13 protein-coding genes are annotated in these 15,143 nt (G+C 51.4%); 4 read left to right on the top strand and 9 right to left on the bottom strand.

Annotated elements, in window-relative coordinates; translation table 11 throughout:
- Nucleotides 1-61: 61 nt before the first annotated feature.
- Nucleotides 62-1,501, bottom strand: coding sequence for an N-acyl-D-amino-acid deacylase family protein (locus C9I92_RS12745; RefSeq protein ID WP_047883474.1), 1,440 nt, complete (start codon nucleotides 1,499-1,501; stop codon nucleotides 62-64).
- A gap of 63 nt (nucleotides 1,502-1,564) precedes the next feature.
- Nucleotides 1,565-2,428: a MurR/RpiR family transcriptional regulator gene (locus C9I92_RS12740; protein ID WP_047883635.1), complete on the bottom strand. Its 864-nt coding sequence runs from the start codon at nucleotides 2,426-2,428 to the stop codon at nucleotides 1,565-1,567.
- Between the two features lie 171 nt (nucleotides 2,429-2,599).
- On the opposite strand from C9I92_RS12740, the gene C9I92_RS12735 reads away from it, so the two are divergent.
- Entirely contained in the window at nucleotides 2,600-3,874 is a 1,275-nt protein-coding gene (locus C9I92_RS12735) for an amino acid deaminase (RefSeq protein WP_047883473.1), read from the top strand.
- Between the two features lie 256 nt (nucleotides 3,875-4,130).
- Nucleotides 4,131-4,331 carry a hypothetical protein gene (locus C9I92_RS12730; protein ID WP_047883472.1) on the top strand — a complete coding sequence of 67 codons (201 nt, stop codon included), beginning with the start codon at nucleotides 4,131-4,133 and terminating at the stop codon, nucleotides 4,329-4,331.
- 41 nt (nucleotides 4,332-4,372) lie between these two features.
- Here the strand turns inward: C9I92_RS12730 and gloA2 are convergent, their stop codons facing one another.
- Entirely contained in the window at nucleotides 4,373-4,756 is a 384-nt protein-coding gene (gloA2, locus tag C9I92_RS12725) for an SMU1112c/YaeR family gloxylase I-like metalloprotein (protein ID WP_047883471.1), read from the bottom strand.
- A 682-nt stretch (nucleotides 4,757-5,438) separates the two neighbouring features.
- On the opposite strand from gloA2, the gene brnQ (C9I92_RS12720) reads away from it, so the two are divergent.
- Nucleotides 5,439-6,758, top strand: coding sequence for a branched-chain amino acid transport system II carrier protein (brnQ, locus tag C9I92_RS12720; RefSeq protein WP_047883470.1), 1,320 nt, complete (start codon nucleotides 5,439-5,441; stop codon nucleotides 6,756-6,758).
- Nucleotides 6,759-7,462: 704 nt separating this feature from the next.
- Nucleotides 7,463-8,890 carry a branched-chain amino acid transport system II carrier protein gene (brnQ, locus tag C9I92_RS12715; protein WP_084712433.1) on the top strand — a complete coding sequence of 476 codons (1,428 nt, stop codon included), beginning with the start codon at nucleotides 7,463-7,465 and terminating at the stop codon, nucleotides 8,888-8,890.
- A gap of 129 nt (nucleotides 8,891-9,019) precedes the next feature.
- Here brnQ (C9I92_RS12715) and C9I92_RS12710 read toward each other — a convergent pair whose 3' ends face one another.
- The 6 genes from C9I92_RS12710 to nrfB all read right to left on the bottom strand — a co-directional run bounded on the left by C9I92_RS12710 (nucleotide 9,020) and on the right by nrfB (nucleotide 14,722).
- Complete coding sequence (locus C9I92_RS12710; RefSeq protein ID WP_242551854.1) at nucleotides 9,020-9,616, bottom strand: cytochrome c-type biogenesis protein; 597 nt, start codon at nucleotides 9,614-9,616, stop codon at nucleotides 9,020-9,022.
- Nucleotides 9,617-9,733: 117 nt separating this feature from the next.
- The gene (locus tag C9I92_RS12705) at nucleotides 9,734-10,282 is read right to left on the bottom strand and encodes a DsbE family thiol:disulfide interchange protein (protein ID WP_053061704.1); all 549 of its coding nucleotides are present in this window, start codon (nucleotides 10,280-10,282) and stop codon (nucleotides 9,734-9,736) included.
- Between the two features lie 93 nt (nucleotides 10,283-10,375).
- Complete coding sequence (locus C9I92_RS12700) at nucleotides 10,376-12,388, bottom strand: heme lyase CcmF/NrfE family subunit (RefSeq protein ID WP_084712432.1); 2,013 nt, start codon at nucleotides 12,386-12,388, stop codon at nucleotides 10,376-10,378.
- A gap of 66 nt (nucleotides 12,389-12,454) precedes the next feature.
- The gene (gene nrfD / locus C9I92_RS12695) at nucleotides 12,455-13,414 is read right to left on the bottom strand and encodes a cytochrome c nitrite reductase subunit NrfD (RefSeq protein ID WP_047883469.1); all 960 of its coding nucleotides are present in this window, start codon (nucleotides 13,412-13,414) and stop codon (nucleotides 12,455-12,457) included.
- Nucleotides 13,411-14,103 carry a cytochrome c nitrite reductase Fe-S protein gene (gene nrfC, locus C9I92_RS12690; protein ID WP_047883468.1) on the bottom strand — a complete coding sequence of 231 codons (693 nt, stop codon included), beginning with the start codon at nucleotides 14,101-14,103 and terminating at the stop codon, nucleotides 13,411-13,413. The genes nrfD and nrfC overlap by 4 nt, the downstream gene beginning before the upstream one ends.
- A gap of 10 nt (nucleotides 14,104-14,113) precedes the next feature.
- Nucleotides 14,114-14,722: a cytochrome c nitrite reductase pentaheme subunit gene (nrfB, locus tag C9I92_RS12685; protein ID WP_047883467.1), complete on the bottom strand. Its 609-nt coding sequence runs from the start codon at nucleotides 14,720-14,722 to the stop codon at nucleotides 14,114-14,116.
- Between the last annotated feature and the right edge of the window lie 421 nt (nucleotides 14,723-15,143).

Raw genomic sequence — 15,143 nt, 5'->3', positions numbered from 1 at the left:
AACGGCGTCGGTTCATGCCAGGCCAAGAATTAAGAATCAAGAATCAAAAATAGAGCCAGATTCAGCGCTGCTGACGGTACAAAAACCGCCCGCAACGTTGGGGACTGACTTCCCCGTTCAGATAGCTGGTATGGCCATTCACCATTACCTGCTCAATGCCTTTGGCTGCCGCAATGGGATGGGCGAAATCCGCCACATCAATGATGGTGTTCGGGTCAAACAACACCAGATCCGCATAAGCGCCTTCGCGTATTTCCCCACGGTCAGCCAGACCAAACCGCCTTGCCGACATACCCGTCATTTTGTGGACAGCCTGTGCCAGCGAAAATAGCTGGCGTTCCCGACTGTAATAACCCAGCACCCGGGGAAATGCGCCCCAGAGTCGTGGATGCGGATGCGGATCATTCGGTAAGCCATCCGACCCCACCATGGTCAGGCGATATTTCAGCACCCGCTCAACGTCTGCTTCATCCATACAGTGGTAAACCGCACCGGCCGGTTGCAACGCTTTGGCCGCATCCAATAACGGCAGTGCCATTTCGTCAGCAATTTGCTTCAGGGTTTTTCCCGCCTGCTCCGGTAACGCTTCTGACCAGGTAATAAAGATGTCGAAATCGTCCGTCACCTGATTCAGATCCAGCGTGGACGAGCTGGCCGAATACGGATAACAATCACAGGCAACATCCTGGTGCTGGCTGGTTGCTTCCATTAACTTCAGCACTTCAACGGTTCGTCCCCAGTTTCCGGCACCGGCACATTTAAGATGAGAGATCACCACCGGCACTCGGGCGTGACGTCCGGTTGCAAAGGCTTCTTCCATTGCAGCCAGAATCTCTTCAAACTCAGTGCGCATGTGGGTCGTATAAATCCCGCCGAAGGCCGCCAATTCTTCCGCCAGCGCCATCACCTCTTCGGTCGGAGCCTGTTTGGCAGAGGCATAAGCCAGCCCCGAACTGAGGCCCAACGCACCGGCTTGCATCGCCTCCCGCAGACGTGCTTTCATCGCCTGAATTTCCAGGGGGGTCGCCGCACGGTAAAGGTCATCCATTTCGTTATTGCGTAACGTGGTATGGCCAACCAACGCCGCCACATTGACCGCAGGCGCTGCCTGCTCAACCGCGCGGGCATAGTTCGTAAACGTCGGATACTGGAAATCAGCCTGCTTGCCGAGCAAATTCATCGGGTCCGGCGGGTCGCCTGCCAGCACGGCCGGTGAGGCGCTGATCCCGCAGTTGCCAACAATAACCGAGGTCACCCCCTGGCTGATTTTGGCGAGACAGTCGGGATAGCGGATCACGTTGGTGTCGTCATGGGTGTGAACATCAATAAAGCCCGGTGCCAGCGCTTTACCATCACCGTCAATCACCACAGTCGCCTGGCATCCCGCCAGGTCACCAATGGCTGCAATACGATCCCCGGAGATGGCAACATCAGCGTGGTAAGGCTCGGCACCCGTGCCGTCAACAACCTGAACATTTCGGAATACGGTATCGAACTGCATGAAACTTCCTTCTTTCTTTCGCTAAGCTTCACAACCCGACCGACTGTTCCGGTGAGGTTGTGGTTAATCGCCGAGAGGCTGGCGGTCTTCTCCACCGCGATGGCTGTCCAGCGCCATCTTCAGGCGGCGCAATTTGTCACGGCTCCGGCGTTTATGGCTCAGTGCCAGTTCCGTTGACAACACATCAATCATTGCCATCATCGCGTAACGTGAAGCCGATGGTTTATAGATAAAATCGGTTTCCTTGGTCACTATCGGCAACACAAGATCACTGACTTCTGCCAACGGAGAATCCTTGGCTGTAATGGCAATGACGCTCATCCCGTACTGCTTCGCAATTGAAGCCGGTTCCACCACTTCCGGGGTGTAGCCGGTCGCGGAAATCACCACCATCACATCATTGCTGTCGGCAGTGGCTGCCACCATACGAGCCAGCAATCCGTCGTTGTAAGCCGTAACGGCATACCCGAGCCGGAACAGGCGGTATTGCAACTCCTGAGACAGAATGGTGGAACCGCCCCCCATCCCGACAGCCAGAATTTGCCGCGCGTTCTGTAGCAACTCGACGGCTTGCGCCACATCCTGCTCATTCACAACTTTACGATTTATGTTGATCACGTTTTTGATCGATTCATAAACCCCTTGAATACCGGACTGATCCGGCGATTCATGAATGAACCGCTGCCCCAGAGCCAGCGACTGTGCCAGCTTTAGTTTCAGGTCACGGACATTCTTGCAACCCACCGCTTTGGCAAAGCGGGTAATGGTGGCTTCACTGACCCCGGCCTCTTCTGCCAGCTGGCTGATGCTGTAGCCCGAGGCTGCAGCTAAATCATCCATCACCAGCATGGCCACTTTCTTTTCGGCCTCACGTAATTGCGAAAATCGTTCAGTAATTCTGGAAACAATATCGACTTCAATCGTCACGGCTTTCACCTCTCTCGACACAGCAAATGGTAGATTCAGGGCGGGTGCAAAACAGTGAGAAACAGCACAAATCATTCGATAATGTTTGATAGTTTCTAACATCACAAATATTATCAACAAGCCAAAAGGCAGCAATAACAAGCCCTGAGAGCTATGTTAGGAGAATAATAAATGAACCAAGCAAATAAAAAGTATGTTAGTAAATATCAAGACAGCCATCACAAAAAATGGCCTGTAGGTACTAAAGGGATTTGGGTAAATGAAAAGGAAAGCGGCCGATACAGCCTGATTCACGAAGAGATTTCGCTGCCTGCTGCAGTGCTTCGGCAATCCTCACTGACTAACAACCTGAACTGGATGCAGCAGTTTGCCCGCCACCATCAGGTTCAGCTGGCACCTCACGGCAAAACCACCATGACCCCAGCCCTGTTTGAGCAACAACTGGCAGCCGGGGCATGGGGAATCACCGTGGCTACCGCGCCACAAGCTGAAGTCGCCGTTGAGGCAGGTGCCAAGCATATCCTGATGGCCAACCAGTTAGTCGGCAAAGCAAACATTGCAATGGTCCGGCGCCTGCAGCAGCAACACGCCGTCACGTTTTATTGCTGTGTTGATTCCGCTGAAAATGCCCGCCAGCTCAGTCAGGCATTTGAGCAAGGATCGCAACCGTTACACGTTTTGATCGAGTATGGGGTGCCTGGCGGTCGTTGTGGCTGTCGCTCTGAGCAGGACGTTGTCGCACTGGCCGAAACCATCCACACGCTGCCTGGGCTGATCCTCTGTGGTATCGAAGTGTACGAAGGGGTGATCCACGGGGCCAATGCGGAAGCAGACATCCGCGCCTTTCTGGCCAGCGCGATAAACACCGTTGAACATCTTACTGAGCGACAGCTGATTACTCGCTCCCAGCCTGTCATTACCGGCGCTGGCTCGGCCTGGTACGATGTTGTCGCCGAGAGCTTCGCTGATCACCCTCACCTGCTGGCAATTATCCGTCCCGGCTGCTACCTGATTCACGATACCGGTATTTATCAAGATGCGCAGGCAAACGTGATGGCACGCGCGGAACGCAATCAAGGGGCGACTTGTGATTTAGGCGGTGACCTGGAATCAGCACTGGAGATTTGGGCTTACGTGATTTCCAGACCGGAGCCGGGCAAAGCGGTGATCGGGATGGGTAAGCGCGATGTGGCTTTTGATGCCGGGCTGCCTATTCCTGAGCGCGGTTACCGTAATGGTCATACTCTTGATATTGATGGGCTAAAGGCCATCGCCATTATGGATCAACACACCTTTGTTGAGGTTCCCGAAGGGCATGATCTGTCAGTCGGCGATATGATCGCTTTTTCCACATCGCATCCTTGCCTGACTTTTGACAAATGGCGCTACCTCTGCGTCGCTGATGAGGACTATAACGTGTCCCAATGGGTTGAAACATTATTCTGAATTTCACGGACATGAGGCCATAATTATGCCAACCTGCTGATTTTCATGACCAGCTTGAGGCGGTAAGCCAATACTTACCGCCTGTATCGCACTTAATGACAGCCTATTTCCGGCCTGTTTTCAGCCTACCTCCTACCAGAAACCACCCATAAAACCTTGTTTTTGATAAGGTTTATATCGTTAAATCCCTTTGCGAAACGGGAATTGAAGTGTATCATTCCGCCACCAGTTTCACCGTGCCACAAAGGATACAAGCATGGATCTGACATCTCTTATTGAAGGTACGCTTTTCGGCCTTATCGTACTGTTGATTGGCCTGTCAGGCGGTTCTTTTTTTACTATGGCGACCGCTAAATCAACTGAAGAAACCAGTGCTACAGAGTCTCGCATTGAGTTTGGCTTTTACGGAGTGGCGAGTCTGGTATTTGCTGCCCTGCTATCCGGCATTCTCAGCTGATAACTGGCCATTCCATTAGCCATTTCTGCTGAATCAACCGTTCAAATCTGATACAGCTCTAAAGGCAGCCCATCCGGATCCTGGAAGAAAGTAAAACGCTTCCCGGTCACTGCATCTGTTCGAATGGGCTCTACTGCCACACCTTTCTTTTGCAGGTAATCTGCCACTTCTTCAACCGAATCGACGGCAAAGGCAAGATGCCTTAGGCCACAAGCCTCAGGAAAACTCGGGCGCGCTGGCGGTGACGGGAAGGAAAATAACTCAATCTGGCTGCCATCCGGCAACGCTAAATCCAGCTTGTAGGAATCACGCTCAGCACGATATTGCTCAGAAATGATCCGTAATCCCAGCACCTGGCTGTAAAAATGCTTCGATAATTCATAATCTGAACAAATAATCGCGGCATGATGAATGGCTTTAAGCACTCTTTCCTCCAGTGGCAATACGATGATGAGAGAAATTCTCTGTCACAGCACATAATACGTTAAACGGCACTTGAACATATTCACAAATGCGTCTGTATAGCACCGCTGGGGATAGCTTTGATGTCAGAAGTTAGCCCGCCCGATGCTTCATGCTTCATGCTTCGCAGAGCGCCACATTTTCGCGCTTGCCAACGATATCATTTGCTTTCGGCTTACTCCTTTCAGAGTGCTCTGTTTACGAGGCTGCTGTTTACAAGACACCTATTTATCTGGCTTCTCTTTTTGCGACATGCTGGCCGATTAAGTATTTCTGCTCAAAAAATTCCATCAGGGAATACAACCAAATAGAAAAGTTTTTTTAGCGTTAATGTCTAGAAAAGTATTTACACGGTGAATTTTTGCTTATATGTTGAAGAGGTTTTCAATACTAACGACCAGGTTTAAGCCATGTTTCGCAGCACACAATTACAATTTGATTGCGCGCCTTCGCTGACTACTCCTGTGTCGTTTGCAGCACGTGCCATTATTGCCGCTATTCTAGTGATTATTAACTAGGCTGGCGGCTTTCTCCGTCAGCCAGGCTGACGGAGAAATCGCCGTAATCTTTCTCTGTTTTTCCTCAGCCTTCCTGACGGTCCCAATAAACACTGACTACCGAGTAGTCAATTTGAGGACTTGTCCATTGAAAAGAAATGATTTATTAGCAATCGGCCTGATGACTTTCGCTATGTTTCTGGGTGCCGGGAACATCATCTTTCCGCCTTTTCTCGGACTACAGGCAGGAGAAGCATTCCTACCGGCAATGCTGGGATTTCTGATCACGGCTGTTGGCCTGCCGGCGCTGACTCTGATTGTGTTGGGCCACCTTAGCCACAGCAACCAACTGACATCAGCATTACCAAAACCCCTTGCGATCACTTTTTGGGTACTGCTTTTCACTGCCATCGGACCGGCATTTGGCATGCCCCGCGCTGTCACAGTCGCTTACGAAATGGGAATCAAACCTCTCGTGGAATCAGATTCTCTGATGGTGTTCTCAGCCGGCTTTGTTGCCCTGACACTGATATTGGCTTTTCGCCCGGGGAAACTGGTTGATTACATTGGCAAAGTGATGACTCCTCTGCTGGTTCTGTTACTGCTTGCTCTGGCTGCGAGCGCGGTGATCGCTCCGTTAGATACCCTGAAAGTCGCGTCAGCCGGTTATGAAATGCGCCCTGTTACAGAAGGTTTGATCCAGGGTTACATGACAATGGACGCGATTGCGGCTGTGGGTTTTGGCTGGGTCATCATCAAAGCTATCCTTAATAAAAATGGGGGTAACAGCCGTCATCTTTCAGGAATCACGGTAAAAGTTACGCTGATCTACGCCGTTCTGATGTCGGCTTGTTACCTAGCAATGGCATATGTGGGGGCCACCTCTGCCTCAGTGGCCAGCGAAGCCAGCAATGGCGGTGAAATTCTGACCCTGTATGTCGCAGAGGTGTTCGGTGTTTACGGTCAGTACCTGCTGGCGGCAATCATCATCATGGCGTGCCTGACCACCACAGTTGGTCTAACTAACGCCTGTGCTGAGTATTACCGTGAAACGTTTAGCACCCCGTTTGCACTGACCGCCACTATCGTTGTGGTACTGACAGGTGTCGTGGCAAACTTTGGCCTGAACCAGATCCTTGCCGTCAGCTTGCCTGTTATTCTGGTTCTGTGCCCGGTGGCCATCACACTGGTACTGACTGCCATGTGTTTTTCCGGTGCTAAGCGCCAGTCGTCTCACTACCGCCAGTCGGTGTACCTTGCATCGGTAGCGACCACGCTGGTTTTTGGCGGGCTGGACACCCTGAGTATTCTGGGCATGCTGCCGGAATCAGTCCAACCCATGCTGGAGCGCTACCTGCCGCTGTACAGCGCGCACGCCAGTTGGTTGCCGCCTTGCCTGCTTGTTCTGGTAGTCGGTATGGTGGCATCGAGAACAAACACAGCGTCACCGTCTACCGAAAATGCGTAATTTTTTCCAAAAACAGGCCGTAAGTGAAGAGGAAATGCTGTAATTGAGCAGGAAATGTCGCGATGAGAGATAGCTTTTATCGCGCTTTTCCCTCAAACATTTCACCGAAACGGCTCTGCATTGAAAGGTGTTCTCGTACAGCTCGTCCTGATTGGATATTCGATTTACAGCAAGACCAATAACAAAAACGAGCACAAGACCAGAAAGTACCGGCCCCAACGCCCCTATCAATTCAACGCCCGCTATCAATGCATGGCTGCTACCAATGCATGACAGCCACAACAGAGCTGGACATGGTTATTTGCCCGCCAAGCCCTGCTTTCTCGGTGTTTTCGTCGGCATGTAATGAGTCAGTTGTGATGATTTTTTCGCCTGAAATTCTTAAAAAATTCAATGAATCAGTTTACAGAGGCGGAATTTGCTTATATGTTGTGTCCGTTGCCCGTAATAATTGATAAATCTTTTTATGCTGAACATTTTCACTAATCCCGCAAAATCTGCTGATTTGCTCTTGGCGAAAGCCAAGCGTGCGGTATTACGTGCAACACAATCTGTCGTCGCAGTCGTCGTCTTGGTCATCGTTATCTAGGCTGGCGGCACATTCCGTCAGCCAGGCTGACGGAAGATGAGCACACCTATCTTATTTTTCCCCAGCTGTCTGACGGTCCTAAGCAAAATACTTTGGTATGCAGAAGGATTCGTCCATGAAAACAAATGACATAATGGCCCTCGGCCTCATGACCTTCGCCATGTTTCTCGGTGCCGGGAACATTATCTTTCCGCCTTTTCTAGGACTGGAAGCCGGTGAACAGCTGATGCCGGCAATGGCGGGCTTTTTGATCACCGCCGTCGGCTTACCTGCCCTGACACTGATCGTGTTCGGCCGCCTGAGTGACAGCAAGCAGCTGACTCAGCCACTACCAACCTGGCTGGCCACACTGATCTGGGTCGCATTGCTGACAGCCGTTGGCCCGGCATTCAGCATGCCGCGCGCGGTCACCGTCGCGTACGAAATGGGCATCAAACCTTTCTTTTCAGGTGATCACCTGCTGACCTTTTCTGTTCTGTTCTGTGCCCTGACCCTGCTGCTGGCCTTTCATCCGGGAAAACTGGTGGATTACATAGGCAAAATCATGACCCCGCTGTTAATTCTGATGCTGTGCGTGCTGGCCATCACTGCCGTGGTCTCTCCCCTTGCTGCGCCACAAGCAGCCATCGGCAAGTTCGAAGATCTGGCACTGACGCAAGGGCTGGTTCAGGGTTACATGACCATGGATGCAATTGCTGCTGTTGGCTTTGGCTGGGTAGTGATCAAAAACATCAACAACAAGGGAGTAACAGCAGCATCTACCGTTCGCCGCATTACTCTGAAAGTGGCTCTGATTTATGCCTTCCTGATGGGATTGTGCTATCTGGCCATGGGTTACGTTGGCGCAACCTCCGCCCCGATAGCGGAAGGGGTCACCAACGGTGGTGAATTGCTGAGCCGCTACGTCGCGCACAGCTTCGGTGGCTTCGGACAATTTTTGCTGGCCGCGATTATCATCATGGCTTGTCTGACAACAACTGTCGGCCTGACCAATGCTTGTACTGAATACTATCAGCAGACGTTCAACGTCCCTTTCCGCCGTAGCGCCACCATCGTTGTGCTGGTAACAGCCCTGATTGCCAATGTAGGACTAGAACAAATTCTCGCGCTGAGCCTGCCTGCCATTCTGGTACTCTGCCCGGTGGCAATCGCACTGATTTTGGCCGCGCTGTTCTACCCAGCAGACAAACAGTATCAGGCAACATATGTCGCGGTGATCACTGTCGCCTTCGCTTTCGGCACGCTGGATGCCATGAGTATCCTGGAGATGATGCCAGCGAATCTGGACTCTTTACTGTCCGAGTGGTTACCTCTGTACAGTGCCCATGCCTGCTGGTTTCTGCCATGTAGTTTGGTGCTGTTAGGCCGTAAACTGATGGCGATTTTGCTGTCAAATTCGGTCAATAGCGCAGCCAAGAGCAATAAGATTGGGATCCAAAAAACTGAGACCCAATATACTCAGTCCCAAACCTCTGGAACTCAAAACTCAGAAACTCAAAGCTCAGGAGCCCAGCCTGCAGGAACCCAAACAACAGAGGCTTAAATCAGGCATCCCTTTCACGGACTCTGTACTGTATTAGCCCAATCCAATAAGCAGGACACTGCGACGGCAAAATAAAAGCGGGGCCGAGGTTACCCTCTACCCCGCCAAATTAGGCTTGCTGGCAATCATTCAGCGACGCCAAATAGTGGTCATGATAATCCCACCGAATACCGCCAGTAATAAAAATGGCCCGCCCCAGAGTAAATAAGTTTGCGGGGTCAACGCCGGTTTATATCGGACAAACTCGCCAAAACGCGATGTCATAAACCCAATCACCGCCTCATTGCTCTGCCCTTCATTGACCATTTGATAAACTTTCAGCCGTAAGTCTTTGGCCACCGGTGAATTAGATTCAATCAGATTCTGATTCTGGCACTGGGGACATCGAAGCTGGCGCGACAAGGCAATTGCCCGTTTTTGCTCTGCTGCCGATCGAAAGCGAAAAGTCTCGACCGCCTCAGTCACCACTTTATCCGACGCTGTAAACACTGCCACGTTTCCAGTTTGAGGCAAAGCCCGAGACAGCGACGCAGTCATTGTGGTCGATGCCGATTGCTGTACCACAGATATAGGAGCCTCTTGAGCCATCACCGGGTATGCCGCCAACATTGGTCCCCCGAGCAGCAATATCAACACGCCAGCCGACAGCGTCTGTTCAGCAACCGCAGGCTTCCCCAACAAACGAAGCCAGAGTCGTTTTATGCCATTTGCCACACTTTCCCACATGTTTTTTAATCCATTCATCTACGACAGCACGTTTGCCATTGTATTTAACTCCGTTGGGTCACCGTATTTGATGACCATGCAGGAGCTATTTTGAGTCACTAATGGTATGTCAGCGACTCAATAGCTTGCCTGACGCAACGAAGTAATCAGCGGCACGAACTCTTTCTGCCAGACCTTCGGCGTTAACGCCCCCATATAGCGATGACGGATAACCCCTTCCGTATCAACCAGATAACTTTCCGGCGTGCCATACACTCCCAGGTCCAGAGCCAGCAGCCCGTTTGGATCATACAGCACAGTACGGTACGGGTTACCTTCCTGCACCAGCACCTGTTGGGCAGCGGCCCGATTATCCCGATAATTCAGCCCAACCAGATTGACCCCATGCAAACGCTCAGGATCAGTGGCCAGTTGCATCAGAAACTGATGTTCAACCTGACACACCGCACACCAGGATGCCCAAACATTCAGCAGGCTCAGCTGCCCTTGAAATACCCTTTGATCGGCCCGCCCTTTAGCGTCCAGCAATGCCAGCGTAAAATCAGGCATAGGTTTGTTTTCTATTGTTACTCCTGCACTTTCTTTACCTTTTAACATCGCCCCCACAATGACAGCGATAACAGTAAAGGTCAGGATCAGTGGTAAATATCGACTGTGTTTTGCCATAACGTCCACACTACAATGACTTCACAATGTCAGTAATTTTTCTATATGTATGTCATATCCGACCGCCCGATACATTGACGGCTGTCACTTCTGTCAGCGGCGTTCATCGCCAGATACAGACTGCCAGACACAGATGGTCTGATTGAGAACCGGAGACGGCGTTTGCCTGTGCGCTGCGCGTTGACGGCGAAAACTGCAAATTGCCAGTATCCCCCCTGCCATCATCAGTAATCCTCCCAACCATAACCAACGTATAAAAGGCTTGTATTGAATCCGCACCGCGTAATCAGTCCGGTTTAGTTTTTCGCCCAACGAGATATACACATCACCGTGCCAGAAAGCATGGATACCCGGTTCACTCATTGTCTGAGTACGCACTGAATAATGACGGCGTTCTGGGGTGATCACCGCCAGTATCTGGGCATCTGGTTCATGGTTTTTCCGAACCTGAATTCTGGCCTGCTCCGCAGTGTAGTTAGGGCCAATCAACAGGGCTGTCTCATCATAAATAAACTGATAGTGCCCTAAGCTGAGTAGATCGCCCGGCCCCATTCGGCCACTGATTTCTTCCTCATAGTGACTGACTAATACCGCCCCAATGATGCTGACGGCCACCCCAAGATGAGCAATGACCATGCCGAGCTGGCGTATTCCTCCGCCTTTAAGCTGTTTGGTTTTCCTCGCCCGCAAGCGTAATAACATTGCCTGAACTGCCGTAATGCTGACCCAAAGGGCCGTAGAAAAGGCCAGACAAACGGTCAGATTGACACCGTGTTCGAACAGCACAGAGAGCGCAACACCCATCACCACCGAGACTGACATAGGTGCCAACGCGCGCACAATAAGAGCTTCACTACTGAGTTTGTGCCACCGAATCAGCACTCCGAACCCCATCACGGTAAAAACCAGAAAACTGAGCGGAATAAACATCGCGTTAAAATAAGGCGCACCCACCGAGATATTCCCCAGCCCCAGTGCCTGAAACACCATGGGATAAAAGGTACCCAGCAGTACCGTCAGCGTCACCACAGCCAGAAGGCTATTACCGATTAACACCATGGCTTCTTTCGAGCAGAGACCAAATTGAGCCGGGAAAAAATAGCGTTCTGCCCGAAGGGCAAACAGTACCAGCGCCACAATCAGGATCAGTGACAGAATTGCCAGTAGCGCCAGCCCTCTGGCAGGGTCGACCGCAAACGCATGTACCGAAGTCAGTACGCCCGAACGCACCACAAATGTGCCCAGCACACTAAGTGAAAAGGTGAAAATGGCGAGCAACAGACTCCAACCCACCAGAGCTTGCCGGAAAGCCGTAATCAGCAGAGCGTGAACCAGTGCCGTTCCGGTTAGCCATGGCATCAGTGACGCATTTTCAACCGGATCCCAGAACCACCAGCCGCCCCATCCCAGTTCGTAATACGCCCACCATGAGCCCAACCCGATACCAGCGGTCAGGCAAATCCAGGCGCCCAGCGTCCAGGGACGACACCACGCCGCCCACTGAGTAACCGGCTCTCGGGTTGTCAGGGCGGCAGTGGCAAAGGCAAAACTGACGGCAAAACCGACATACCCCAGGTACAACATCGGCGGATGCAGAATCAGTCCGATATCCTGCAACATAGGGTTAAGATCACGCCCTTCCAGCGGTACCGGCATCATTCTTACAAACGGGTTAGAAGCCAGCAGCACAAACACCCCGAAGATAAAAACCAGCAACATCAGTATTGCCAGCACCCGGGAAAAATAGTCCTCATCACGTTCGCGGCAACAGCGGGCAACAGCGACTGTCCAACCTGACAGCGCCAAAACCCAGAACAGTAACGACCCTTCATGCCCACCCCAGACAGCAGCCAGTTTAAAAAACATCGGAAGTTGGCTGTTTGAATGCTGTGCTATATACCTGACCGAAAAATCATCCAGCAGGAAGCTCCAGCCCAGCAGCACTGTCGACAGCGCAATCAGCCCGAAACAGCAATAGCTGAACGGCCAGGCATAGCGAAGCCAATCCTGTCGCGATCTAACCACACCGAGCACAGGAATGACGGTGCCAAACAACGCCAGTACAGTTGCCAGAATAAGTGAAAAATGTGCAATTTCAGGGAGCATTCCATCACCTTGTTAACCGATCGCCACAGCTTTCACTGTGACGATCCTTGAGTCACACCCGTCTGTTTACAGCGTTGTCAGCTGACCGGCATAGAGGATGAACGTCCGCAACATCAGCACCCCCACCAAACTCAGGCTGGTCACCAGCATAATAAAAGCCCGGTTGTGGCGGACTACCGCCGGGCTAACCGCATTGAGCCCAAGCGGCACCAGCATGCCCATGCCGATCACACCGTACCAGAACCAGCTTGCCCAGAAACCACCGCCAATTGCCGCCATCGCCGCGGCCTGACTCTGCCCACCGCCAAAATATAAGCCGGTAAAGAAGGCGAACAGGACAAACAGCTCGAACAACACCACAGGACGCTCAAACCGGTGCACCCAACTGGCACTGGCTCCGGTTGCCGACTCTTTGAAAAAGACCACTCCAACCAGCATGCAGGCGGCAGCACCGGACGACAGGCTGGAAAACAAGAACAGAATCGGCAGAATCGGGTTATTCAGTAGCGGGAAGGTTTGCAGCGCCGACAGCAGAAAGCCGGTATACGCAGCCAGCAGCAGCGCCAGAAAAGCCAGGAACAGTTCCACGGCACGTTCAAACCGGGTCAGCCAGTACAGTACTTTACCGACAACCGGAAACCGTGCCCCCAGCCATTGCGTTAACTCGTGGCGATAAATCGTCGCGATCCAGGCAAACAAGACGACCAGGTAAATCTGAAACAGCATCACCCCCATCGACATCACCGAGGTCGGATTATAGAAAATCATGATTTTCCAAAATGACAACGGTTTGGTCAGGTGGAAAACCAGGATCAGCAAGCCAACGATGATCCCAAACGGTGCCAATATCGCCGTAGCTTTTATGATCCCGTTACTGGCTGGATAACCGACAATCACTTTACGTTTGAGGTAAATGGCAATCATCACGGCCCCGGCGGACATGCCAGCAAGAAACAGGTAAATCGCAATGATCCAGTCCCAGACCAGCGAATCAAAATAAAAGGCTTCCGTGAATGTAGTACTCATCCTTTTATCTCCCCTTTTGCATGCGGCACCTTATAAAGCTTGGGTTGCGTGCCCAGCTCCACTTTCTGCCGGTAGACCGGTTTATTCTGAATCAGCTGGCTGATTTCACTGGTTGGATCGTTCAGGTCACCGAAGGTCAGCGCCTTCGTCGGACACGACTCCACACAAGCAGGCTGCTTACCCGCTTTCAGGTTAGTTTCGCGGCAAAAATCGCACTTATCTGCAGATCTCGTCACCGGGTTAAAGAAACGTACCTGATATGGACAGGCGGCAAGACAGTACCCGCATCCTACACATTTGAAATCATGCACATCGACGATACCGGTGTTTGGGTCTTTATACGCCGCACCAGTCGGACAGACATGAACACAAGGCGCATTGTCACAGTGCTGGCAGGAAATCCGTGTAAAGCGATAATCCACATTCGGGTATTCCCCCTGCGGCTCGCTCCGGACAATCTCCAGTCTGGACACGCCTTCAGGCACCTTGTTAACCTCCCGGCAGGCTTCAGTACATGCCGTGCAACCAATGCATAAGGTTTCGTCATGCACCATGCCATAACGGACTACGCCATTACCCTCTTCTGCTGCGACCAATGACTGGCGGCCAAGCAGTTGATTGGCTCCAACGCCCGTTGTGAAGATCACCGCGCCGGCTCCCATCAGAAAATTTCGTCTTGAACAGGTCATCGTCATCTCCCTACTTGGCTTTTTTCTGATCTGAGTGGCAATCGACACACAGCTTGATCTTCGACGACTTGCTGATCCCTTTCATCGGATCCTGCTCGGGGTGCACGTTATGACAGGAAGCACACGACAGATCCAAGGCGTGAACATCATGCGTCCAGTTCACCTCACGAAGATCATGAGGATCATGGCAGTTCACACAGGTTTCATTTTGCTGAGCAATCCACCGAGGGTCGGCGGCTGGTTTGGTTGTCCCGGCTACAGATTGAGATGGCGCAAATTTGATAACGGTAGGGGCACCATTACGGTGCTCGTCACTGATGGTGCCGTGACAATCAACACAACTGACATTACGGTTAGCAGACGTGTGTATGGCATCACCGTGTGTGCCTTTTAGCGTGTCCTGTTCATCCTTGTGGCATTGGGTACAGGCGTAATTCCTGTCCCGGATAAATTCGACAACGTGCCGTTCTGACATTTGAGGTGCAACAGAATTTTGCGTTGTGGCATTCGCAACCTGTTCAGGCTCTGAGTCAGCGGCAACATTCATGGAATATCCCCAAACCAGTATGGCCACCAACACGGTCAGCATACGGTTCAGGGCTACTTTACTATTGCCCATTTTTTTACCTTTTTATCGTCCCTACTGACATCCGTATCGCAGATATCAAAGGTTATGATTGATACATTTCAGCATGCACAGCACACTGAACCCGCTAGTGACCGTGTCACGTTCACTACAGACATCCTGTCTTCCGGGGCATCAAATCCATCACATCAAAAAGCCACAACGCTTATCAGGTTTTATTAAACAATATTTCGAATTGTGAAAATTTGCGATCAGCAACAATTACTTCCAAAGTGGCATTGAAAATGAACTTTTACTGATTTAGATCAAACCTGTTTTTGTCCTAATTATTTGTTTTAAATAGAAAACAAATAATTTAACCACTCTATATGAATGGTTATTGTAAATACCACTTTGGGGTTATTCCGTCAGAATTTTAACCTTCTCCACGTAACCAATATTTGGGCTTTGATCC

Origin of the sequence: Photobacterium ganghwense (genome assembly GCF_003025595.1) — a bacterium.
Classification (GTDB): domain Bacteria; phylum Pseudomonadota; class Gammaproteobacteria; order Enterobacterales; family Vibrionaceae; genus Photobacterium; species Photobacterium ganghwense.
The sequence above is the reverse complement of the archived record's forward strand: the minus strand, read 5'-3'. Positions and strand labels throughout refer to the sequence as shown.